The sequence below is a fragment of the Spirosoma pulveris genome, assembly GCF_054781875.1.
Genome location: NZ_BAAGTO010000025.1, coordinates 1 through 22,804, shown reverse-complemented (window position 1 = coordinate 22,804; position 22,804 = coordinate 1). Strand labels below are relative to the sequence as shown.

Below are 22,804 nucleotides of genomic sequence, written 5' to 3'. Positions count from 1 at the left end.
TGGAACGACTAGGCGGAGATTTTTTGGTTGAATTGGACATAACCAAGGGGATTTGAGTGAAACAATTTACTGAATTGTCTCTTCTCATTTTCATCCCATTTGTCCACTTTCATTTGACGACGTACAGTGTTTGCACGGTGGTTCGTCGGGGTGAAAAATATGACAAAAATTATCCACCAGCCCTTGCTTAATCCATAGAAATCTGTGCGGCTGAATAGCCTGTAAGCCAACGGCTTTCATCAACGTCCGTACTTGATGACGACCCAAAACCCATCCCTTTTCCTGAAGTTCAGCCGTAATACGTCGACTGCCATACCGTCGTTTGTGTGCACGGAATACCTGCTCTACTAATTGTTGATGCGCAGCTTTTTCTGGCGTTGCTTGATAAGTCCCACCCCGCAGATACCGATAGTAAGCAGTTCGGCTCACTTCCAGTACCAAGCACAGCGTTTCAACCTTGAATTCATCAGCCAGGCTCTTTACCAACTCATATCGTTGCCTCAGGTCTGCCGACTGATAATGCCCAAGGCTTTTTTTAAGATCTCGCGCTCTACTTCAAGTTGACTAATCCGCTGCAACAGTCGCTGATTCTCAATCAGTACCTCGGAAGCCTGACCCGAAGAGTGATGTTTTTCTTCCCCTTTGTTCCGTTGTTTCCATTTGTAGATAAGGGCTTCACTGATGCCTAGTGCCTGAGCTACATATGGCACGCTCTGGCCATTATCAATCATTTTCAGCACGTCGGCTTTGAAGGTAGTATCGTATTTACGACGTCTAAGCGGTTGGTTTTTAGGCTGCATGTTCTTGCAAGTTAAGTAAGTTCACTGTGCCGATTTATTAGACCATCTCAAAGAAGTTGCCGGTTTGCCTTTGGATGTTTTGGCTGAATTGGACATTGCTAAGGTGATATAGATGAAACAATTTACTGAATTGTCTCTTCCCATTTTCACCCCATTTGTCCACTTTTACTTGACGACGTACAACATAATAATCACAAAGAACCACACTATAACAAAGCTTATTTATTTCCAGGTTACTAGTTTAATATTTCGATGAAGGTCAAGACTGGTATAGGGTGCTGGGTAAAGACTTAATTTAATAGAATCATTTTCCCAATGCAGGAAACCGTCGGAAGCGTCCTGAGCTGCGCCATATTCTGCGTAAAGTATTTTAGCTAATCGCCTGTTTGTGTTAGTGCTCGTGTCAGAAGGGATAAATGTAATTCCACTAATTCGTTTATTTCTTGTATAAATTTTAAGCTTTCCAAGAATTTTGGCGTACTCGGCATTCTCGATTTGACACCAATTCGCATTCATGTATTTTAGCGTATTCTTCTGCTGTTCTTTCAACGCGCTTAATGGAGTGCCAATACTTAAATTGTCAATTGTCAGAGGGGCCTTCGGATTGGTCTTTATTTTTTCTGGCCTAAAGGCTACCCACAAAATCGCCAGACATATCAAACATAACTTTAAAGCACCTTCGACTCTGGCAATTGTTCGCTGTTGATCAGTTAAATATTGTTTGTTTTCAATATCGACGATACATCTTTTTCCCTTATATCGCAGACCTGAATCAAACCTTCTATCTGGCACGTAAACAGATTCTGTCTTTTGACCATAAATACACTTCCTAACTAGCGGCTTATAAGCTCTCCCAATAAAAAGCAGTGGCACAATAAATCCCATTGGCTTACAAATCCAATAAGCCATTGGAGTTAAAATCCGTAAAAGTAAGGCCAGAATAAGTACGTTTAAAATTGTACTTCCAACCGATTGCGGGATAGGCCTTAGCGGAGATTTATTCATTGATGGTGTCAAATCATTACTCCGATCATTAGTTGTCTGGAATATTAGATCAAGTACTTCATTATAGGCTGAAACAAAAGTAAATAGGTCAAGTTGATTTTGGAATACAACAGAACAAATACGGGAAAACACCCGCTTGCTAATACTTTAATACGGGAGAATTCCCCTCTTAAATTGTCTTAAAAGTTGGATCTTTACTGTCCATTTTAACTGCATTGTCGAATATAGTAATTGCCAAGAACCCCACTGATTTTATATTGTAAAATTAATTATGATAAATTGGTTGATACAGTTATCTATAATAGACAAGACCTATTTGTCACTGGCGTTTGTCACAACTGCAGCTATTCTAGTTAATTGGAATCGTCTTGACCCTAACTTAAAGATACTGATCTTATATCCCCTTGCTCATTTTGCTTCGGGGTATCCTAATGCATCGAAATTTAAACCGTTTCTTCCTAACGAGACCCGTGTACTTAACCAAGAAGATGACTATTATAACTCACTCATAGTCATTAAATTAACCCCATCCATCCCTTTTTCGATCATAAGTTATGCCGTATTAGCTATTTTTTTTTACCAGACATTCATACAGAAGTCGATACAAATTAGAGTGTTAGCTTCCATCCCGTTGCTCTGGTTTCTTAGTAAAGTAAATACTTACTCTACTGGAACATGGGAGCCTGTCAACAACTTTAGTACCGTATTCAATATCGTCGAAAGTGTTTTTGTTACTTATTGCTGTTTCGTCTATTTCCGGGAACTGTTAAATCATGATAAGCAGTACAGACCTGAAAAAGATCGTACGTTCTGGGTGGTAGTCGGCCTTCTTTTCTATTTTATTGGGAATTTTTTCATTACCGGTCTACTCAACTATGCAGGATTGACTGATGAAGATTTAGCTCGTAATGCCGCTTATATAGGATACACATTCAGTTACTTATTTTATAGCGTTCTTATCTTAGTTTGCTTCATCAATTTCCCCTTAAATAATTATGAGTGAGACTTGGCACAGTATGTTTGTTTTCATAGCTATATCAGGTGCGGCTATTATCATGGCCATTACAGGAATTATCGTCTTACTGTTAATGGCTCTGTTTGGGGTTCGGTTTATTATCCATTACCACAGGCATCGGCGTGAAGTCTTAATGGAAAAACAATTGATGCAAGAAGTGTTTCAGCGCGAACTACTTCAGGCTCAACTGGAAACTCAGAATCAGACACTTCAACAAATAGCTCAGGAGCTTCACGATAACGTTGGCCAGCTCTTAACCGTAATCGTGATGCGGTTAAATTCATTGGACGACAAATATCTACATCCTGAGCCTGCTATTGAGCAAACCGTATTACAGACCCGGGACTTGGTTCAAACTGTTATTATGGATGTACGGGCACTTTCCAAAACCTTAGATTATGATACAGTTCGGCGTTTTGGACTTACGCCTAGTCTTACTCTTGAATTGGAACGCATAGAACAGATTGGTCGAATACACACAGACTTTGTTATGTCGGGAGACGAGTATTCATTAGGCGAAGAAGCCGAGATCGTTTTATTGCGGATGGCGCAGGAGTCAATCAATAATGTGTTGAAACACGCCAACGCGTATACTATCACTGTTTCGACCGACTATAAGCCTGATAGTTTCATACTTACCGTTGCTGATGATGGTCAAGGATTCAACGTTGAAGAGGCCAACGCCCGAATCTTGGAGAAGGCTGGAGCGGGTCTCAACAACCTTCATCGAAGGGCTGGGTTACTGGGTGGAACCTGTGTAGTGGATAGCCAGGTAGGTGGGGGCACACGTGTTCAAATTCGTTTACCCCGTAATCGAATGGTTTGAGAAAGTAGTTATCCCGTTCAATGTGGTCATTACATAGAGAGTAACTCTAAAAAATCCCTAATCAAATGAACAACCCGGGCCGGGTGTTATATTCTGTAAAGAAACATGCTGACTTTCAAACTATTTATTGCTTAAGACATCTTCCTCATGCCTACTTCAATTGCTATTGTCGATGACCATCAGCTGGTAGCTGAGGCCTTGGCCGAAATGATCCGTAAATTCGATGAGTATGAAGTACTTCTTGTGGCGATAAATGGCCGTGATTTGTTCAATCAAATTCGGGGGGGCAACCAAGTTCCTGATATCGCTTTAGTCGATGTGAGTATGCCCGAAATGGATGGCTTTGAAACAACCGGGCAACTCCGGCAATTGTATCCGACAGTACGTGTATTGGCGCTTTCCATGAGTGCAAAGGAAGTGGACATTATTCGCATGATACGTAATGGTGCGCGTGGTTATCTGCTAAAAGGGTGTCGGACGAGTGAGCTTCGTGTGGCCCTAAACGATGTGATGGAGAAAGGCTATCATTACACTGATTTCCTAACTACACAACTTATTCGCAGCTTGAATCCGTCCGATAATAGCAATCCTGCTTCCTGCTTCAATTTAAACGATCGGGAATTCGAATTTCTGAAGTTAGCATGTACCACTGAATTAATTTATATCGAGATCGCCGATAAGATGTGTGTAAGTCCTCGTACGGTAGATGGTTACCGCGAATCTGTATTTCAAAAAATGAACGTTCGAACTCGTGTGGGAATGGTGCTTGTTGCCATACGACATGGATTGATTGAGCCATGAAAATGGGTTTTATTAGTAACCAGACAAAGAATTACGCTAAGCGTTTTTGAGCTGTATTCCATACCTATCTGAGCTGGAAAAACGGTACATTGAAAATGGATACAAGTTTAGAGTACAATACAAAGGCTAAATTTTATTGTTTAATTGCCCTACCTGAGCTGTACCAGAAAACCTTCGTTTATAAAGTAATAAAATGATTAGGGAAGATTGTTAAGCTACTGCTTGAGACTTAGGCACCATTAAAATATCTTCACCCAGGGCTTCTTCAATCCGGATGATAGTTTTCAACTCTAAGTTGTGCGTGCCACTTACCCATTTGCTGATTTCCGATTCTGATTTGTGGAGGGCAACGGCCAGATCTTTCTGGGTCATCCCCTTTTGCTCAAGAATAGCATGAATACGATCAGCTACATCTAGCATTTTACGGACTGAACGCCGAGTCTGATCGGGCGTCCGGGCGGTAATACGGTCGAATGCGTCCATATAAGTAGGTTTGATTAATCCAATAGTTCAATCGTTTCTAAATCTACTATTTGTTTACCATCTAGTACCAGTTCACCAGATTGGATCAACTTAGTAAGCTGTTGAGCCATTTTATTGGCAAATCGAAAGTGAGCCATCAGTTGGGGACTATTCTGTACGGTCTGACTCGTTTTAGTCCACCATTGGCCAGGATGACAATCTCATCCGATAAACGAATACAATACAAGCGAAATTGGCAATAACTACTACCCAATTCGGCCATGATTCTAGCCGGAGGAGGCAGAGCCGACGCGTCATTCTCAAAACGGAAATAGCGACTTTTTGCTCCTCGGTTCTGACCAATTTCCTGAATCCAAGCGACTAGCAAATTCAAATCGCTGGCGAGCGTAGGTTCATTTTCAAACTGATTAAAGAAGGTATCCGTTTCGGATTGCTCTTGACCTTCTATCCAAAAGGTATAGTAGGCTACCTGCTTAAACGTCTTGAATGAAAGAATCGTTACAAATTTATTCACTTTTAAGTTAAGTATTAGGCGAAGGTAGTAGCAATCTTCAAGTAAATCAATGGGGCCATTTAGATAGGCTCTGGTGTCAAGATGAATAATTTCCAGTTTAGTCAGTTGGCATCAATGATTTTTATTCTTGACACGGGTTACGAACGAGCGTTTGTAATTCGCGTATAGACCTGTCTACACCCCTTTATCATTTACTAAATTGACTTGCCCAGTATCGCTCAATTGTACCATTGTCATTAATTCGACCATTTAAAGGCAAGATAATAACGTTAAATGAACTATATAATCGTTTGAAAATTAATAAATTACAAGCCTTTTAAGGTTCTTTGCGGGACCGTTCAAGAAAACCCTCCATTCGCTGTTTGGGGACATAATAAGTAAGCAAACTTGGAAAAAATACCGTTTATTTTCACTGAAAAGTGAGTTGACCGGCTCCTTCAACTGGCTCATATTTTTAACGTATTGGTCAAAAAAAACCTTAGAAGTTTGATGCTCATAAGAGTTCGCCGAGATAGTATAGTGTTTATCTGAATTGGTCAAGCTAGCAGTCACTTGCCTAAGTTCTGATACCAATTTGGTTTCCACTTTTTTGTCTAGTGTCGGCTCCTCGGACGGTAATGAGCGAGTTTGTGGGTTAGTCCCCCTCTTCGAATCGTTTCCAGAAGTTGCGCATCTGATAAGCACTTTCCAGAGAGTCCTGCTTTTCGGCTCCGTACCGCTCAAGGGCATAGCCAATCAGTCCGTTCTTGGTTTCCAAGTTGAACTTTACCATCCAACATTCCCATAACATATTGAAGGCATCCTGCCCACTCAGGTGGTCAATATAGGAATTCCAAACATGAGCAAAATCGGGATGGTGTGCTTTGAGGTACCGAATGTCATCACGGTTATAATTCCAGAATAGGGCGTTAATGCACTCTATGGCCAACATTTGTTGAGCGTACTCCATTTGTAAAGCAGGGAAGAAAAGATTGTAAGGAACGTAAGTTAGCTTTTATATAACCGATTTCAATACTGAACTATTTGCTGGATATGGGCACATTGGTTGTCTATGATGTGGGTACGGTACTTGGTCTTCTTTATAATCTTTGAATCGTCGCCCTCTTTGAATCGTCGCCCCCTTTGAATTTTTCAATGGTCACAGTAGAACCCCTTTAAGAGTAGGTCGTATAGGAATCGCCCTGATGGAGCTTTGAGGGTAGGTCTATCGGCCTATCTGACAAAAGATCGATCACACTAGACCAGTAGTTTCCCAGCCTATTTCCTCATTATCTTGTTTTCAATTGCGGAAATAAATTCTTTTCGGTAAGTTTCACCAATTGGAATTTCCTGAAGCTTTCCCTGCCTTCGAATACTAATCGTTTCTTTATTGATCACCTCTGCTTTGCTGATGGGAATAATGTACGATTTATGAACGCGCATGAATTGATTTTTAAGAAGGCGAGCTTCTATGTCACCAATCGGTAGTCCGCTGTAATAACGGTTCGTTTCGGTATAAAACCAGATACCATTACGCTCGCTCTCAACCCAACATAGATCATCAAAATCTACCCGCTGTAAATTCCCATTCACCCGCACAAACGTGTATGTGTCAGTTGGTGTAGTATCTCTCAGAGCAAGAATGCTCAGTACTTGTTTAGCCCGTTGAACGGACTTGGTGAATCGTTCAAACCGAAAAGGTTTTTCAAGGAAATCGATTGCATTATATTCATAGCTAGGCGACGCATATTTGGGGTGTCCTGTCGTAAATATGTAATTCTGAGAATCACCTAGAATACGAATTAAATCCAAGCCATCGAGAGAATAATTGGGCATTTCCATATCCAGAAAAATAAGGTCCACTTTTTCATGCTCCAGATATAGAAGGGCGTCGTTTGGGTTGGTGAAAGTAGCCTTTAGATTTAATGTAGGCACTTGCTCAATATATTTGCGTAGCAGATTCACACATATTTCCTCATCATCGAGGATTAAGCAGGTCATAGCCATTAGCAGTAAATAATTAGGTTACACGAAAATGTATCCTCTGTTTGGTTGATGTCAAATGTGTAGTTTTCATAAGCGCGCTCCAGCCGTTGGCGGGTATTGGTCAGCCCGATATGATTGCTCTCGAAACGCTTTTTTTTATTTTTCAGATTAGTAGTATAGAACTCAATTCTATCCTTCTTGGCCTTTATATCAATCGAAAAGGGGTATTTCGAATCAGTCATATTCCCATGTTTAAAAGCGTTTTCCAACAAGCCAATGTAGAGAAAGGGCAGAATAGTCTTTCCATCAATATCGCCTGTAACGTTGAAGTTAATGTACAGCGGATATCGCAGCTGGTGCAGACTAATGAACTGCTCCATGTAATTGATTTCTTCTGATAACTTGACCGTATTAAAATCTTCCCGCATGCTGTAACGCATGATTTCGGAAAGTTTCATGATCGACTCGGCCAATTCGGGATCAACATCCTGAGAACGGATATAAAAGTAATTTAAGGTGTTATATAGGAAGTGCGGATTAACCTGGGCTTTCAGCGCCTTTAATTCCGTACTTAGTGTTTCCTGCTGTTGAATTAAACGTCGTTCTTCCGCCACTTTGGTAGCTTCGATAGCATCCTTGATATCATCGGTGACTTCGGGAATAATCGTAAAGAGATCTCGTGCTATACCTGCAAAATAATAGGCTGTTGCAGAAGCGACCACGATAAAAATAGACCACGTGTTAAAATAACGCGACGCTTGTGGCGGATTGAGACGATTAGCTTTCAGCACCGTCTGCCGGTTCACTGCCCAAGCTTCTTGCTTTGACAAGGCTTTCTCATACAGGCTCGACTCACTTGGAGTTAGATAGTTATAGCGATAAGAATAGCCCAGTTGGCCAAATGTTATATAGATCAGAATCACGATGACAACGGTCGACCAGATCCACATAACTGTCCGGCCCAGTATCATGGCTGCCAAAACGATCAAGGAGTGAGCCAGGGCGAAATCGGTCAATAGCGAATCATTGGATGGATTGCCAACACCTGTCATGTTGGCTATACTCATGATCATGACCGATACAACACTCAGCCAGCGTAAAGCCTTCTCCGTGCGAGAGCCACGTTTGAGCCTGGATATGTCTAATGATCTTCCGAAAATAGATAGCTGGTTTCCTTTTAGGGTGACAAACGCATAAACCCCCGAAATCAGGTTCGCAAACCAAACGAATCCATAAATGAACCAAAGACGGTTGTCTGGAACGTAAGAACCAGTAGCTAGCTTTTCGCTGATTAAAAAAATGGGCGTTAATGTCAGGTAGGTGATATTGATCACATACAGCAATCTACGCTGTACATTAGAAAAAGGTCGGGTTAATTGTTCTTTAGACCGTTCCAGTAATTGTTTTAACTGCGTCTCAGATTGATTCATTGGAGAGCGGCTTATGGTTCTCAAAGTAGTTGGATGACGTGTCTACATCTACTTTATGAATAATCGAAGCTGGATACGTAGACAGGTTCTCTACCTAATTCGATCATTGAGGGAATACCCACTGCCTTAGCCATAACATGGGTTATTACGCCTGGCTGGAACTGGCTGAGTGGGCCCATCTGCTGACTATTCAGTAAATAAATAAGGGGATCTCTTTCATCTATCTGCCACATAGCAGTGTGTGCTTTAAAATGAGCCAATACGCTTTCCAGAAGGACGGCAAGAAGGTCCGACCGACCTTCCTCCAAATAAACACCTTCCAGCGTGACAAATGCCTGTTTTGATGGGTTAAAGAAACGCCTGAGACCTGGAATATAGGGAGCAACGTTCCGGATGAATGGTCCAAGCTTGCCTGGAATGTGGATCAGTTTCCAGACGATTGGGTTTGCCTGAACACCTGCCAATACGTGTCCATTCTCTTCCAGAGTAAAGTAATGATTGTTATAATTGATGTTCAAAAAGTTCTGAAAACCATAGCCACTATACTGTTTTTTAACCAGATTCAGAATTCTGTCGGTATCCGGTACAGATACCAGGTTAAAGCGGGCATCTACATTGGGCGCAAATCTCCGGAACATGAACGTTTTTAACTTGGCAACGGACTCGAAGTTTTCCCGAAGTGATGCTGCCATAGAACGGGTGTTTTTGGCTTCAATGTATGAGTAAAATAGGTAGGGCTCTGACACGTTTTTGGTGATATACTCTATAGCGCTTGATTTCAGTAGTTGTCCGTATCCTTTCCCCTGAACATCGCCACGAACGGCCAGATAACGACCATAAAAGCCGTTCACTGAAGTACCTGGGAAATCAACCGGCCGTTGATCCAGACAGTACAAGCCAATCAAATCCTGATGCTGGTAGAGGTGAAAAAAGTAGGGATTATGTAGTTGCTTTAGTTTAATCTTCTGGCCAGTTTGCTGGTAACGAACGCCTTTTGTGCCATAGGTGGTCTGTTCAAGCAACGTAACGGCTTGCTCATCAGCATCGGCCGATACGCTTATTGACAAGCTGTCTTGGCTAAACAGAATTTCCTGTTTTGATGTAATCATAAGGTCTGACTTCAACCTAAATCATAATGGATACAATATTAAATATAGCTAACTAGTAGAGTATTTGTTTTGTCTTCTGGACACTTCAATACCCACAACTGAAAGGAAAATCCAGTTTGTCCTGCCAAACACACTATTTGTCCTGCAATTATGCCGAGTTGGCACGGGAACCGTTAGCTAAATTTATTTGTGCGTAAAATTGCTATGCTATTGTAGCTATGGGAGGATGAATATGTTGAAAATAGGGCTACAATGGCAGTTAGAAGTATGCATGTTTCTGAATCGACCTATACGTTTTTTATGTCGTCTTTAAGCCAATTATCACACGATATAGCCAGGCCTGATTTCGCGCCTACTGATTCTCAGAAAATAATTTTGGAACAGGCTATCCGGCTCCTTGACCTTGAGGTTAGTTTTCAGGTTACTGAACATCCTGAATATTTACAACTTGTTGATCAGTGGCTTAATGCTCCGGATTAACATAAACGATCTTCTACAATGGGTTATCAACGAAGACTTATTTGACATTCAAGTTACTCAATGGGGTACTGCTCCTATTTAGACCTCAATCAGGCATTTGCTGGAAATATGTTTTTCGGGTTTTTTTCTTAGTGTAAAATTGTGTTGTTTCTATTGTTTCATGACGCAGATGTTGCTGTACATGCTCTAGACTAACCCCTTCTTCTAATAGGAGCTGGCCGACGGTATGCCGTAAACTGTGGGCTGACATACCAGTTCGTTTCAATCCATGTTTTTTCAGTTGCTTATCTACGATATATCGTATTTGGTAAGTCTTCAGGTCGTGAAATAGATATTCTCCGCGTCGGTCGTAGGGAAGGGGCCACCGGCCTGATTCCTCCAGGTAGCTTTGTAGGACATCTCGACATCCAGCAAAAAATTTTATGGCTTTCTTCGTACTCTTGCCCTTGCCCAACACCTGTAATTGATGTCTTTCGAAGTCTAAATCACTTAGCTTCAACCGAGTCACTTCGACGGTTCGTAGGCCTTCCAGACCCAGTAAAACAAAAACGGCCTTATCTCGTGTACTCTCAACATCCCCCAGAATCTGGTTCCTTTCCCCAGCCTCCAGGCTATCCTTGTAAAAGGTTCGCTCAATGGCCAGTCCCCGTACATCGCCAATATCGCGTAAGGCATTAAGTTGATCCTCATCCAGATGCAGGTCATCCCGTCGACGGATACACCAGGTTGCTAACTGCTTGACGGCCGATAAGTACAGGTTAATGGTAAAGGCTGAGTATTGATTATCTTTCAACTGCTGTACGAAATCAGAAACCATCAATCCACTGAACGAGGCCGGTTGCCCTAGTTCATTCTGTTCATGAACATACATGAAGAAGGCATTGAGTGCTTTGGTGTACGTTTCTTTGGATCGGTCTCCCCGCAGGTTTTTCGCTTCGCGAATGAATCGTAGTACCAAATCATTGGCTGCCGGTGGTAACTTAGTGGTCTTGGGATCAACGACAACGCTCGGGCAACCGATCGCCTGGTAGAATAGTAAAAATTTGCGGATTGGCGATACCCGGTTGGGGGGTAACTCGGCCGTGAATCGGGTGAAGCTTAATCCGTCAATGCCGAACCCTTCTTTTAAACAAAACTCGACAAACACTCTGGCGTGTCGTGGATAATTACTTGCCTTAGGCAGGTCGGCTCCAAAATAGCGAATCAGTTGACTCACCGTGTAACGTGTAAGTATCTTTCCGAGGGCTTGATTAGCTCCGTTACTTTCAGTAAGTTTTACTTTTAAAGATATCTCTGCCATATAAAAGTAAAATTGGTGAAAGATTCTATTTTCACCAATTCTCGCAAACTATAATTTACAAGACGGTGAAAGAAACTGATTCTGTTTTACCGTCTTATGATGGGGAGTGGCCAACATTCGTACGAAATGTTCCATGAAATAATCTTCATGAAGATAAAAGAATAGTAAGGCGCCAATTAAGTAAGTGGTAAAGGAAACGTTCGATTTATTTACTGAGTCAATGCATGGCAAATTAATAGCTTTTGAACGTATTTTCTGGGAAATAAACCCGGTTAAACAGCCAAAGTAAGCTATCGATCACTTAAAGTCGAGTTATTTTACCCGCAGAGTTGGCCTGACGGAACATTTCGTACGAATGTTGGCCCCCCCAACTTACCGCTTTGACAACTTGATCGTATACAAATGAGTTTTCCCGTCAAACGGGGAGTTGTACTCCGTTCGTTGCCACACCATAGTCTGCGGACTTTGTTCCGTCACGGTATAGGAGAGTGCATCGTAATTACCTTCCACACGTAGTTGCTGGCCGTTTGTGCGCCAGTTCGCTGAGGTAAATCCGAAAAGACTGTTCAACCTATTCTGGCAATCCGCCGAGGTTGTGAGCTGTAATGCGCCGTCAGCCGCAAATTCGTATCGGGTTGGGCCCACACAATCTTTACCAATGTTTTGCTGATATAGCTGGAGAACATCTGTAGTACTCCCATAGTTGGGAGAGGTAACAGCAGGATCAGCCGTAATCGTGGTAATCTGCCAGCTACCGACTATCTGTGCGGAGTCGATTGCTGGCCCGGCATTCTCTTTTGAACAACCAGCTAGCAGAAGCAAACACAACAGCGTGCAGGCTCTTGGTAGTGTCAATCGTATCATAATCGTTGAGTAATAAATTCACTTAACTTACTTGGTAGCCGCAACTTTCGGTTTTTTAAATAAGATGCCGGCGATGTACCTGGTTGGATTCGTCTTTACATCAATGAACCCCTTCTGGATCAACACGTCGAGCCGAATAAATTCTTGTAGTAAGTTTTCATTACTGACGATTTCTCGCATCTGGGCACTAGTGAATCGATAGTTCTGAAGTAATATTTGAGTTGCTTTACTCTGAAGTTCTTCAGTCGGTTGAGCATACACCATGTCCATTTCCTCGTTAAAGGCATCAAATGCTTTGTTGTCTTTTCGAGACTGCCTCTTTATCGTAAAAATGAGCGTCGTGATAAAGCGGCCTTCTCTCTTTTCGTTGACGAAAACTTCGATATCCGTCTTCTGATTGATTTCTTCCATCGCCCGAGCCAATACGGTCTGCTTGAAGTTAGACCAGCGAACGTATTGTTGGGCGTCGAGGATGTCTTTCAAATCTGTAACGCTAACCCGCCAGATACCTGTATCAAGGAACTTACAGAGTCTCGTATATAAATTCTGAGCGTACTGACTATTAAGGGACAAGGCTGCTTGAAGTTGGAGCTTGGTATACCCCTTACTTAAGTCGATCATGTAAGGCACCAAGTGTTTATTAACCTCAACCGTTAATACACCTTTACTATAGCGGGCCATTGGAAAAACGACCACTGACGTAAACTCGTGCTGCGCTGGGGAATCAAGGTATAGTTGCCGGGATGTAAGTCGCTGGGCAACCCTCTTGTATGTCGAGTAATTAACCTCGGAAGAGGAATTAGGTAGTTGTAAATCAGTAATGGGAATCTTGAATGCCGGAAATTCACTTGGAAGGGTTTCGACTTCAGCAGGCCTCAAGGTTTGAAGCTGTTTAATATGCCTGAGTATCAGCCAATAAACTCGCCTTTCTAGTAAGTCGAAGTTGTTTCGAGATAATAGTAGCCGGAGCGGCTCTTGAATGTGGACGAGTTCTCCCATGTTATTTCCTGGTAAGTCTAGCTCAAAAATATGAATAATCGCTATCAAAGCAATATAGAAAGTCCCTATCTTGCTTTACTTTACTTCATTAACCTACTTTTATATTGCTTTACTTATCTATATATCTGATTATTAGTAATTTACATTTAGCTTGTTTTACCTGTTGTACTTACTAAAATTTAACGAATAATATGAGTAACATATTGTTATTAGGTGTTAAAAATGTCATGTATATAATTAACTGAAATTTATATTTAAAGCATCCTGAGTGTATATGCATCTTGCTTTAAACCTACTTCTATCTTGCTCAAATCTACTTCCATCTTGCTTAAAAGGTCAATTGTGGATACTTCTGTCTTGCCTGAACCTACCATCATCTTACTTTAACCTACTTCTATCTTGCCTAAACCTACCTACTTCTTGCTAAAACCTACCTGGATCTTGCCTTATATTAATTGAAACTTTCGTAACTAATTGTTCTATAGATAGTTACCCACATAGAAAATGACTTACAAGTATCAAATAATCAAGTTCTCAATTTCAGAACAATTAAAAAAAAAACAAGTTGTAATTGATCAAAGGTGTATTGAGGTGATCAGTCTACTCATGAATTGAGGATCAAATTTTTGAATCAGAAAATGAAAAAGTATTTCATAAAAATTAGTTTTACTCTCAGAGTAAAATAAAAAGGTAATTATCTTTATACAAAATTCACCCTTCTCCGCCATGAAGAAAAAGACAAAATTTACTGAAAAGGAGTATCAGTTCTTACTAACAGGTTTATCAGAACAAATTACTAAAGTTCCGAAACTTAGACCTGACCGGGATGAATGGGATATAGAGGGTAATTGGCAGGAATGTGGCGACATTCATTTTGTCGATAGTAAATACATGGCTGATTTCGCCATTTGGCGGGACTTTGGATGCAAAACCGTGAAACTGATCAACTATGGCCGGCCAGCTGTACGCATGAGTTTTTTCAGTAAGCATAAATATTGGCTCAAAAAGCCTCATGACCTCACAGAAGAAGAACGCGACGAACATATTAATGACTATCTCAATGGCTTGTTATTATCAATTAACCAGCTACAGAATAAGATAGACCACTTACCGCCACTGGCCCAGGCTGAATCTCGTCGTAAAATATACAATGCCCAGCAGGAAATAGAAGCCTGGCAGCAAGTTCAGCAACAATCAGCTAAATATGAGTTAGCCGTTTCAACCTACCAGCGGGGGTATGCTTACTTATATATCAGCTATAAATACCAGTTGCCAACCGGTGAGTATGACAATGCCTCAGAGCACTTGCTACACCATATTCGTGATCGGGTTGGTAACATCACTCAGAGTAAGCAAAACGTTATTTTTGTCAACATGGCAGAAATAAACCGGGTGCATCCGCAGCAGAACAAGGAAATCGAGAATTACCTGAACCGGTTTTCGCTTAAAAGTACATCAGGGCCTAAATGGCTTTACGCTCGGCCACGGACCGAGTTAGAAAGCCAGGAAGCGTTTGGCCTATTAACTCCAGCGAATGATCAGGCCCAGTTAATTTTGTTTGATGAACCTTGACGAGTTCAGTGTGCTGGCGATACTTACAGGTAGTTATATTAAATATGAATAAGAGTGCATTTTACTAGTCGTAAGACAGAACAGGGTAGGTATGCGAAGAAGTCTATAACTTCTCATTTAGCAAATAATAGTCTCACAAACTCATACCCTCCTTTGAAAAAGAGACGTTGATTTTTGAGATAACAATTTGAGACTAAGCCTGGCTAGTATTGACGTAACTGGCTGAAGTTGGGCTCATGGTTGCTTAAAACGGGCATTTTGCAAAACGGTTAGTCCAGCAGTACATTTGGCCATAAAGGACGAAGGCATCTTCCTAAGTAAAAAGAAAAAACCACGACCGACACCACCAGCCGGATCTTCCACACCTCCCTTGTATACACCTGAAGCTACCACAGCAACAACGGGTTAGTTAACTTTGATATGAGTAAATATACTGGCCCCTTTGGCTAGTTTTACTTAATCCTTGCTTCCAAAAGGATTCATACTTACCTCTATTTTACTACTTTAGGGTCCTGTCGCCTGAGATCGATCTTATGGCCAGCCTAACCCAGCCATATGGCTATCGGTCCCACTTACCTCTGGTCTTTTCCAGCTCAGGTATACCAACCTTAACAGACCTTTGAGCCGCCAACGATGTCTTTACCACTTTACTCGAGTACTTCTGCCAATTAACCCGTTTAGTTTCCAAGCCTAACACCTATGAAAAACACCTTTACCCGATTTTCACCTACAAACCCAGCTTACCGGTCTGCCTGTCTACTGGGGCTGGCCTTGGGGCTGATGAGCGCCCTGAGTGTACGAGCTCAAACCGTGTATGGTATCCAAGAGCAAGCGGGTTCCTATTCGTGGGTGGCCCCCAGTGCCGGCAACAGCGTTCCCTCGACTGGCTTTAGTCTGGCCCTTATCCCGCCCCTCGCTCAGCCCCCTCTGGTCAGTGCCACCGCCAGCCAGAGTGCCTTGTGTGTGGGCAGTACGACCGGTCTAACGGCTCAGGTGAGTGGCGGGACCGCTCCCTACACCTACCAGTGGAGCAGCGACAGCCCGGGAGTCCTGAGCTACCCCACCGCCAAGGCCGTTATCTTTACGGCCACCAGTGCCGGGCCGGTGTCGGTGAGCGTCGTGGTGACCGATGCCAACAACCTGACCGATACGGCAACCGTCTCGCTGACGGTCAACGCCCTGCCCGAGCCGCCCAGTCTGCTCTCCCTGGCAGGACAGGCCTATCCGGGCGGCGTAGCCAGCTTAACCGTTAGCCAGAACTCGGCCGAAGTGGTGCTAACCGTCTCGGGCTGCGCGGGGGGCACTATCAACTGGTCAGGCGGGAGTGGCTCCACCCTGCGGGTCTCCACCAACACCCCAGGCAGCTTTACCTACTGGGCCACCTGTGAGCAGGCGGGTTGCAGCAGTGCCGCCGCGCGGGCCACCGTAGTGGTCACCCAGCAGCTGGCCCAGTTCTGGCTCATCAACGCCGATACTGACCAGCCCATCCAGGAGCTGACCGCCGGTACCCAACTCAACCTGGCCAGTTTGCCCACGCGTAACCTCAACATCCAGGCCCTCACCGAACCCGCTGTGGTAGGTTCGGTTGCCTTCAGCCTGAGTGGTCAGCAGACCTACCAGGGGGTGGAAAGAGTAGCTCCTTATGCCCTGTTTGGCGATAACCAGGGGGACTACCAAAGCTGGACACCCGCTGTGGGGACCTACGCCCTGACGGCTATACCCTATGCCGGAGCCAAGGCTACAGGAACCGCTGGTACCGCCCTGACAGTGGCCTTCACGGTGGTCGATCAGCCGGATGGCCAGCCGCTAACCCACTTCTGGCTCATCAACGCCGACACCGATCAGCCCATTCAGGAGCTGACCGATGGGCAGGAGGTAGACCTCTCGCGTCTGCCCACCCGCAATCTGAACATCCAGGCGGTTACCGAGCCGGCTGTGGTTGACTCGGTGATCTTTGAGCTGAGCGGTCGGCAGACGCGTCGGCAGGTGGAAGAGGTGGCTCCCTACGCTTTGTTCGGGGATACGCAGGGGGACAACCAGGGCTGGACCCCTGAGGTGGGGTCTTACACGCTGGTGGCCACGCCCTACTGGGGCGTGGGTGGCACGGATACGGCCGGTATGTCCCGGCGGATCTGCTTTGTGGTAACCAATCCGGGGGCGGCCCGCCTGGCTGCCGGTCGGGTGGAGGCCTCTGTGGAGGGTGGCTGGCAGGTACGGGTGCTGGGCAACCCGGTGACGGGCAGCGAGGTGGTGGTTGAAGTCAATGGGGCTCAGGGGCAACCCCTGCACTATGAACTACTTGATGGCAGCGGTCGGTTGGTGCAGACGCAACAGGTTGAGCAGGCGGGCTGGTTGGAGCGCCATACGATGAACCTCGGCAGTCAGAGGGCTGGTGTGCTGCTGCTGCGGGTAAGCACGCCAACCCACAGCCAGACGGTGAAAATTCTGAAGCAGTAAGCCCTTGCTCTTCATACATCCAACGCTACAGCGCCCACCTGGACTTCCAGGTGGGCGCTGTAGCGTTGGCGACTGAGTAAGGTAGACTGAGATTAAATAAGTGGATATCTCGAAAAACGCTCCCAAGTGAGATGAAGTAATTGTGTAGGGCGTATTTAACGATAAATGAGCTACTATTGCAAACTTGAGCTTTACGGAACTTAGATGTAAGTTGTAATCCGCTTATTTCAACGTCAACCTACAACTTCAGTCATGCAATTAACTCAAATCTTACCCGTTAAGTACCCAATCATCCAAGCACCCATGTTAGGAGTGACTACCCCCGATATGGTGGCCGCGATTGCCGATGTTGGTGGTTTAGGCTCCTTGCCCGTCGGTGGCCTCTCGCCCGATAGAACAGCTGAACTGATCCAACTCACCAAAGAAAAAACCGAAAAGCCCTTTGCCGTCAATCTATTTACCCACGACACAACTACTGCCGTTGCTCAAACTCAGCTAGATGATATTCAACAGTTACTGAGGTCCGTTCACCAAGAATTGGGTATTCCCTTTGACCCTAAATCAGTGTCGGACTTTACTTTCTATAGTTATAAAGATCAGCTAGAGGTGCTACTAGTTGAACAAGTACGGGTAGTTAGTTTCACCTTTGGCCTGCTCGAACCCCATGAAATTGACCGGTTAAAGAGTCAGGGCTGCCAGCTAATTGGGACGGCAACCAGTGTCCGGGAAGCTATTTTACTTGATCAACTGGGAGTAGATGCTATTGTGGCTCAAGGCATCGAAGCGGGTGGCCACCGGGGTAGTTTCTTAACCGATGAAGCGCTGCCCCAAGTAGGACTTATCGCGTTGCTGCCCCAGGTGGTTGATGCGGTTTCAGTACCCGTTATTGCAGCGGGTGGCCTGTTTGATGATCGTACAATCAAAGCGGCCTTTATTTTGGGAGCAGCCGGGGTTCAGTTAGGTAGTCTGTTTATTACCAGCGATGAAAGTGCGGCTAGTGAAGCTTACAAAGTAGCCGTTCTAGGTTCGACGGATACTTCCTCGGCTCTAACAAAAGCCTTTACGGGCCGTTGGGCCAGAGGCATAAAGAATGGCTTCATGAAGCGAGTTGAGCAATCGGGAATCTCTACTCCTTATTACACCTATCAAAATAGCTTGACTGCGCCTATGCGGGCTCATGGCCAACAACATAATCTGGTTGATTCTATCTCTCTTTGGTCGGGTCAATCGGCTTGCCGGAGTCAAAGGGGTAAGTCAAGCGATATCTTTTTATCTTTAGTATCGACATTAAAGGATATACTGTAGTTTTATTTAAAGTGATACAGAAGTATACTACATACTGAGTAAAACTACATCATCAATCTCACCAAACGCTCCTAGGTGAGACGAAGGAACGTTCATGCATCTGCTTTAAAAAATGGGCGTTTCTTGCAACACAGTTCGGTGAAAATTCCATAGAAAGTGATTAAAACCAGAAAGGGTGCAACCTATCAATCAAACATGAGTCTATACGTAAGCGCCCTATCTTCTCATAAACTAGAGCTAGCACTTGCTATTCATGCGGACACTTATCATACCCGTTTCACATCCTCGCTTAAAGCCATATGTGCAGTCCTTCTTGTTCTTCAACAAAAGTGATCAGGCGTCCTTCTCCTATACGACCTTTCCCAATACCAATCTATGCCTGGCCATCTATAAAAATAATCGGATTACCTACGATCCTTATTCCGGCCTGAATCAGTGTGGGGTCAAGCCCGGCGAGCAGAGTAGGAGCCGTTTATATGGCTTTCACCAACAGCCCTTTACCGTCCACATCCAAGGCGGGATAGATCAGGTTTGCATTTTGTTTCGTCCGGCAGCGCTACGAGCGTTTACCGCTGAAGATTACAACCAACTCCGCCAATCCGAACATGTGTTCAGTGATCTGTTCGGCTCCTCGTCAATCTCATTGCTCGATCAGCTCTTCAGTCTAGACGAAGCGTCCCAACGCGCCAGCGTACTGGAAGCGTTCTTAGTGGATCGAATTCGGTATACTAGCTTAAATCCCCTGGCCACTGCTTCGTTGCAACTCATTGGCCAGCGACCAACCGGTCAACCTATTGAGCAGCTAGCCGCGACACTCCGAATCAATCCTTCCACCTTGTACCGACTATTTATGGAGCAGGTGGGCCAGAGTCCTAAACTGTTTGGGCAGACCGTTCGATTCCGGCATGCCTTGACGGACTTACAGGCCCCCCTTCGTCCCAACTTGACCCAAGTAGCCTATGGCAGTGCATACTATGACCAGGCGCATTGCATCAAACACGTCAAGCAGTTAACCGGCTACACCCCCAAGCAACTCCAACAAAAAGCAACGGTTGAACAAAACGAGCTTATCTGGATCACTACCCAGACTCGGGCTGCATGATTTTTACAATTTTACCCGCATTAGCGGACGTAGCTTTGCGGTCTGTTTACCTCAGCGGAGACTTAAAGAGAAGTAGTTCGCAGGGCCAACGCGCCTTGGCGACTGTCTTCGCCTACTTGTCAATCTGCTGATGTATGGACTTCACCCGTACGCTGTTTATGAACCGTTTTCTTTCTTTGTCATTTGTTAGTTGCCTACTCGCCTTGGTCACCCAGGCGCAACCCCCCATCCCGGCTGAAACCAGCTTATTTACCCCCTACGACACGGCGGTTTGGAATGCACCGGCTACCCAACGGGTAGCCGACATTGGCAAGCTATGGGGCGCACTTAAATACTTCCATCCCCAGTTGATGAAAGGCACGCTTCAAGCCGATCAGTTGCTGCTCAAAACGCTCGATCCCCTATTAGACAATCCATCCAAAGCTAACTTTGTCCGTACCATTCAGAGTATGCTCCGGCTGGTAGGCGATACGACGACACAGATTGAGTCCGCCCCATCCATCATGCAATCCGCTCGTGCTAAATCCGGTAAGCCTGCCCGGCCACTCCCCGCTACAATCGGCTATATCGCCCTGCCGCAAGAGCGCTTTACGGGCGCTTACTCCCTGGACTCCTTCTTGACAGCCCCGCAGCTTACCCAACCCTATTGGATGATTGACCTGCGCAATCAAGCCGAAAACGAACGCTTAGGTCTTCAACAATATACGGCTTTTGTGCAGCCCTTAGTGGCGGGCCTGATTGATCGCACGCTTATTCTCCCCACACTCCGGACGGCGTATTATCATGCCTACTTACGGCAAAACTTTTCCGATGATTTGGATGTCATCCCCGCCCGGGATCGGGGGGGCGACCCCAATTACTGGTACCAGGAACGGTTTGGCCTCAAGAATACCTCCCAGGGGGCGTATCTCTTAAAAGGCAAATCCCGTTTTAGGGGGAAGCGGTTTTGCTTTATCGTGAATCAATATAACAACGCCAATACGCTGAAAGCCCTGCTGGCCCTGCGCAACCGGAATGGTTGTTACCTGCTCTTTGAGGGACCCATACCTGATTACCTCAAGGGGGACTACTACACCCTACCTCTGGCAGATCAAGTCCGGGTGAAGATTAAGGTCGGCGAGCAAATCTATGAAGACGGGACATTAGGCACACCCCCTGACCGGGTGCTACAGGCGGCCAATCTGTTAACAACCGATGAATTAATTCAGTACGGTCGAGTCCTTTTCCAGAAGCCCCCGCAGCGAAACCCCACCCCGATTGCCAATACGGTGTATATACGACTACCCCAGCCAACCTATTCCGATACCCTATATCCCAATCGCAAACTTCGCTTAGCGGCCTTGTTTAACTTTTGGAATGTGATCCACTACTTCTGCCCCAACAAACCCTTGATCAGGGGAAATTGGGATACGCTGCTGAGCTACTTTGCCCCTCGTTTTCTGTTTGCCCGCGATTATAAAAGCTATTATTGGCTGTTACGCGAATTGAGTGCCCGGCTCAACGATGGTCATGCCGAGGTACTGTATCAGCATGGAGTCCTACCACCCCCGGGGATTAATGAGTTCTATGCTCCCTTCTGCATCAAATATATTGAAGGCAAAACTATCTTGGTCCAACTCATTGCTGACTCTACCCATCGAGCGGCCAACTTACAGGTCGGCGATCAACTAATCGCGATCGATGGCATCGCCATCGATACACTCTATCAGCGATGGCAGCAGTATGAAGGCAGCTCCAATGAGAGCAGTTACCGCGATGTGTTGCACAAGATTCCCTTGGTGAGCCGGTCGGGACCACAGCCGTTTGCCATCACGATTATGCGGGCGGGCCAACCCCTGACCATGCCCGTAGCACCGGTGGCTAAAAGTGCTTACTTGGCCGCCTTTAGGCGCGTTTACTATCCGGCCGTACCCAAGCCGTATTGGCGCAGCCTGAACGACAGCACGGGTTACGTGCGGGTCAACAGTATTTACAGTACCCAGGTGGACAGCGTCTGGCAGGCTCTGAAGGGACGAAAATACATTATTCTGGATGCCCGGGGCTACCCCCGCGATGAGGCCATCGTGGCCACCCTGGCGGCTCCTTTCATGAGTAAAATCGATACGGTCTGTATCAATGCCTTTCCCGAGATCACGCATCCGGTCTTGAGCCGTAATGCCGTAACCCTGGAAGCCGAAATGGTCTCGCCCTTACGTTCGTATGTGACTGTAGACCGCGATAAGCGTTTCGTGTTGCTGTGTGGGCAGAATGCCAGCCAAGCGGAGACGAATATTATAGCATGGCAAAAAGTACTTCATCCCACGACGATTGGTTTACCTACGGTTGGCGCTAATGGGGTGTCAAACACGATTCTGATGGCTGGAGGGTACGAATCCCGCTATTCGGGTTTTGCGGTTTACTATCCCGACGGCACGCCGAATCAACGCTTAGGGGTGAAGATCGACCTTCCCGTTTCGCTGACCATTCAAGGCGTTCTAGGTGGTCAAGACGAAGTCTTACAGCGGGCCTTGCTCTTCATTGAGCAACAGAGGCGCTAGAGGTTGTTCAATCAACGTGCTTGTAACTTCTTTTTCTATGTTTGTCAGGACCGACTTTCTGTTTACCTAACACTTTACTTAGCAAGTCCCACACTCATTTGCTTCATCTCACGAAACGCTCGTGGCTGTTGCACAACTCTGCTTCCAACATCGATTTTTCAGCGGCTGAATTGGCGAATGAGATTTTCTACCATTGTCTACCCTGCTTAGTTGAGAAAAAGCACGCCAAAGCCCAGAAAA

Annotated in this window: 19 protein-coding genes; 7 read left to right on the top strand and 12 right to left on the bottom strand. The window is 45.1% G+C overall.

Going from position 1 to position 22,804, the window contains the following annotated elements; all coding sequences use genetic code 11:
• Positions 1-90: 90 nt before the first annotated feature.
• The 3 genes from ACYVJM_RS31220 to ACYVJM_RS31210 form a co-directional block, all read right to left on the bottom strand.
• Positions 91-486, bottom strand: coding sequence for an IS3 family transposase (locus tag ACYVJM_RS31220; RefSeq protein WP_461152041.1), 396 nt, complete (start codon positions 484-486; stop codon positions 91-93).
• A 14-nt stretch (positions 487-500) separates the two neighbouring features.
• Entirely contained in the window at positions 501-800 is a 300-nt protein-coding gene (locus tag ACYVJM_RS31215; RefSeq protein ID WP_461152040.1) for a transposase, read from the bottom strand.
• A 222-nt stretch (positions 801-1,022) separates the two neighbouring features.
• Entirely contained in the window at positions 1,023-1,805 is a 783-nt protein-coding gene (locus ACYVJM_RS31210) for a hypothetical protein (RefSeq protein ID WP_461152039.1), read from the bottom strand.
• 995 nt (positions 1,806-2,800) lie between these two features.
• Here ACYVJM_RS31210 and ACYVJM_RS31205 point away from each other — a divergent pair.
• The gene (locus ACYVJM_RS31205) at positions 2,801-3,646 is read left to right on the top strand and encodes a sensor histidine kinase (RefSeq protein ID WP_461152038.1); all 846 of its coding nucleotides are present in this window, start codon (positions 2,801-2,803) and stop codon (positions 3,644-3,646) included.
• 147 nt (positions 3,647-3,793) lie between these two features.
• On the top strand, positions 3,794-4,447 hold the full coding sequence (locus ACYVJM_RS31200; protein ID WP_461152037.1) for a response regulator: 654 nt from the start codon (positions 3,794-3,796) through the stop codon (positions 4,445-4,447).
• A gap of 210 nt (positions 4,448-4,657) precedes the next feature.
• On the opposite strand, the gene ACYVJM_RS31195 is transcribed toward ACYVJM_RS31200, so the two are convergent.
• The 9 genes from ACYVJM_RS31195 to ACYVJM_RS31155 all read right to left on the bottom strand — a co-directional run bounded on the left by ACYVJM_RS31195 (position 4,658) and on the right by ACYVJM_RS31155 (position 13,591).
• On the bottom strand, positions 4,658-4,930 hold the full coding sequence (locus ACYVJM_RS31195) for a helix-turn-helix domain-containing protein (protein WP_461152036.1): 273 nt from the start codon (positions 4,928-4,930) through the stop codon (positions 4,658-4,660).
• A gap of 136 nt (positions 4,931-5,066) precedes the next feature.
• Positions 5,067-5,444, bottom strand: a complete 378-nt coding sequence (locus ACYVJM_RS31190) for a hypothetical protein (RefSeq protein ID WP_461152035.1) — start codon at positions 5,442-5,444, stop codon at positions 5,067-5,069.
• Between the two features lie 634 nt (positions 5,445-6,078).
• Positions 6,079-6,393, bottom strand: coding sequence for a hypothetical protein (locus tag ACYVJM_RS31185; protein ID WP_461152034.1), 315 nt, complete (start codon positions 6,391-6,393; stop codon positions 6,079-6,081).
• 308 nt (positions 6,394-6,701) lie between these two features.
• On the bottom strand, positions 6,702-7,430 hold the full coding sequence (locus ACYVJM_RS31180) for a LytR/AlgR family response regulator transcription factor (RefSeq protein ID WP_461152033.1): 729 nt from the start codon (positions 7,428-7,430) through the stop codon (positions 6,702-6,704).
• Complete coding sequence (locus tag ACYVJM_RS31175; RefSeq protein ID WP_461152032.1) at positions 7,430-8,839, bottom strand: sensor histidine kinase; 1,410 nt, start codon at positions 8,837-8,839, stop codon at positions 7,430-7,432. Before ACYVJM_RS31175 ends, ACYVJM_RS31180 begins: the two co-directional genes overlap by 1 nt.
• A gap of 53 nt (positions 8,840-8,892) precedes the next feature.
• Positions 8,893-9,948, bottom strand: coding sequence for a GNAT family N-acetyltransferase (locus tag ACYVJM_RS31170; RefSeq protein WP_461152031.1), 1,056 nt, complete (start codon positions 9,946-9,948; stop codon positions 8,893-8,895).
• A 565-nt stretch (positions 9,949-10,513) separates the two neighbouring features.
• Entirely contained in the window at positions 10,514-11,644 is a 1,131-nt protein-coding gene (locus tag ACYVJM_RS31165; RefSeq protein WP_461152030.1) for a tyrosine-type recombinase/integrase, read from the bottom strand.
• A gap of 456 nt (positions 11,645-12,100) precedes the next feature.
• A complete protein-coding gene (locus ACYVJM_RS31160; protein WP_461152029.1) occupies positions 12,101-12,592 on the bottom strand; it encodes a lipocalin-like domain-containing protein in 492 nt (163 codons plus the stop codon).
• 27 nt (positions 12,593-12,619) lie between these two features.
• Positions 12,620-13,591, bottom strand: a complete 972-nt coding sequence (locus ACYVJM_RS31155; RefSeq protein WP_461152028.1) for a RepB family plasmid replication initiator protein — start codon at positions 13,589-13,591, stop codon at positions 12,620-12,622.
• Between the two features lie 726 nt (positions 13,592-14,317).
• Here ACYVJM_RS31155 and ACYVJM_RS31150 point away from each other — a divergent pair.
• The 5 genes from ACYVJM_RS31150 to ACYVJM_RS31130 all read left to right on the top strand — a co-directional run bounded on the left by ACYVJM_RS31150 (position 14,318) and on the right by ACYVJM_RS31130 (position 22,564).
• Positions 14,318-15,163 carry a hypothetical protein gene (locus tag ACYVJM_RS31150; RefSeq protein WP_461152027.1) on the top strand — a complete coding sequence of 282 codons (846 nt, stop codon included), beginning with the start codon at positions 14,318-14,320 and terminating at the stop codon, positions 15,161-15,163.
• A 699-nt stretch (positions 15,164-15,862) separates the two neighbouring features.
• Positions 15,863-17,620: a T9SS type A sorting domain-containing protein gene (locus tag ACYVJM_RS31145; RefSeq protein WP_461152026.1), complete on the top strand. Its 1,758-nt coding sequence runs from the start codon at positions 15,863-15,865 to the stop codon at positions 17,618-17,620.
• 252 nt (positions 17,621-17,872) lie between these two features.
• Positions 17,873-18,925 (top strand): NAD(P)H-dependent flavin oxidoreductase, encoded by a 1,053-nt coding sequence (locus tag ACYVJM_RS31140; RefSeq protein WP_461152025.1) that lies wholly within the window; start codon positions 17,873-17,875, stop codon positions 18,923-18,925.
• 253 nt (positions 18,926-19,178) lie between these two features.
• Complete coding sequence (locus tag ACYVJM_RS31135) at positions 19,179-20,027, top strand: helix-turn-helix domain-containing protein (protein ID WP_461152024.1); 849 nt, start codon at positions 19,179-19,181, stop codon at positions 20,025-20,027.
• Positions 20,028-20,185: 158 nt separating this feature from the next.
• A complete protein-coding gene (locus ACYVJM_RS31130; protein WP_461152023.1) occupies positions 20,186-22,564 on the top strand; it encodes a S41 family peptidase in 2,379 nt (792 codons plus the stop codon).
• Positions 22,565-22,804 lie beyond the last annotated feature (240 nt).

Excerpts from the sequence above, each read along its gene's own strand:
- ACYVJM_RS31215 (WP_461152040.1), bottom strand. The coding sequence starts at position 800 with ATGCAGCCTAAAAACCAACCGCTTAGACGTCGTAAATACGATACTACC.
- ACYVJM_RS31150 (WP_461152027.1), top strand. The coding sequence starts at position 14,318 with ATGAAGAAAAAGACAAAATTTACTGAAAAGGAGTATCAGTTCTTACTA.
- ACYVJM_RS31170 (WP_461152031.1), bottom strand. The coding sequence starts at position 9,948 with ATGATTACATCAAAACAGGAAATTCTGTTTAGCCAAGACAGCTTGTCA.
- ACYVJM_RS31140 (WP_461152025.1), top strand. The coding sequence starts at position 17,873 with ATGCAATTAACTCAAATCTTACCCGTTAAGTACCCAATCATCCAAGCA.
- ACYVJM_RS31180 (WP_461152033.1), bottom strand. The coding sequence starts at position 7,430 with ATGGCTATGACCTGCTTAATCCTCGATGATGAGGAAATATGTGTGAAT.
- ACYVJM_RS31145 (WP_461152026.1), top strand. The coding sequence starts at position 15,863 with ATGAAAAACACCTTTACCCGATTTTCACCTACAAACCCAGCTTACCGG.
- ACYVJM_RS31205 (WP_461152038.1), top strand. The coding sequence starts at position 2,801 with ATGAGTGAGACTTGGCACAGTATGTTTGTTTTCATAGCTATATCAGGT.
- ACYVJM_RS31200 (WP_461152037.1), top strand. The coding sequence starts at position 3,794 with ATGCCTACTTCAATTGCTATTGTCGATGACCATCAGCTGGTAGCTGAG.
- ACYVJM_RS31155 (WP_461152028.1), bottom strand. The coding sequence starts at position 13,591 with ATGGGAGAACTCGTCCACATTCAAGAGCCGCTCCGGCTACTATTATCT.
- ACYVJM_RS31160 (WP_461152029.1), bottom strand. The coding sequence starts at position 12,592 with ATGATACGATTGACACTACCAAGAGCCTGCACGCTGTTGTGTTTGCTT.
- ACYVJM_RS31210 (WP_461152039.1), bottom strand. The coding sequence starts at position 1,805 with ATGAATAAATCTCCGCTAAGGCCTATCCCGCAATCGGTTGGAAGTACA.
- ACYVJM_RS31195 (WP_461152036.1), bottom strand. The coding sequence starts at position 4,930 with ATGGACGCATTCGACCGTATTACCGCCCGGACGCCCGATCAGACTCGG.
- ACYVJM_RS31130 (WP_461152023.1), top strand. The coding sequence starts at position 20,186 with ATGAACCGTTTTCTTTCTTTGTCATTTGTTAGTTGCCTACTCGCCTTG.
- ACYVJM_RS31135 (WP_461152024.1), top strand. The coding sequence starts at position 19,179 with ATGCGGACACTTATCATACCCGTTTCACATCCTCGCTTAAAGCCATAT.
- ACYVJM_RS31175 (WP_461152032.1), bottom strand. The coding sequence starts at position 8,839 with ATGAATCAATCTGAGACGCAGTTAAAACAATTACTGGAACGGTCTAAA.
- ACYVJM_RS31185 (WP_461152034.1), bottom strand. The coding sequence starts at position 6,393 with ATGGAGTACGCTCAACAAATGTTGGCCATAGAGTGCATTAACGCCCTA.